This is a genomic window from Micromonospora sp. BS32, assembly GCF_059089345.1.
The window spans coordinates 1-446 of record NZ_JBSSHR010000117.1 but is presented as its reverse complement, the minus strand read 5'-3'; the positions used below and the strand labels follow the sequence as shown (position 1 = coordinate 446).

At 70.0% G+C, this 446-nt stretch carries 1 protein-coding gene; it reads left to right on the top strand.

The features are described from left to right. Positions 1-319: hypothetical protein (locus AC5RWQ_RS30520; RefSeq protein ID WP_494286051.1), on the top strand; the 319-nt coding region annotated here is incomplete at its 5' end. Between the last annotated feature and the right edge of the window lie 127 nt (positions 320-446).

Sequence of the window (446 nt, the reverse complement as noted above, 5' to 3'; positions counted from 1 at the left end):
GTACATGGACGCGGTCGGGGTGCCGGCCAGTCTCATGGAGGTCATGGCGATCACGCTGGTCTTCGAGAAGCGCACGATCGGCCACTACAACCAGCACCTGCGGCAGGAGAACACCCCCGCGCCGGTCCGCGAGACGATCGAGAAGATCATGCTCGACGAGCGCTGGCACGTGCGGTACGTCCGCGAGGCCCTGCAGGACATGGAAGAGCGCTACGGCAAGCAGGAGATCGAGGACACCCTCGCCCGCTACACCGCGGCCGACGTCGAGATCTACGGCAAGGCCATGGCCGAGTTCGAAGAACGCTTCGCCGCCCAGTGATCCGGGTACTCGTCGCCACGGTCAACCGGCCCCGGGCCGGCCGGGACGCACTGCGGATCGCCGCGGCGGCGGCCGGTCTGCCCGGCGACCCGGCCGGCTACCGCTTCCCGCACCCGCGCGCCTCGGT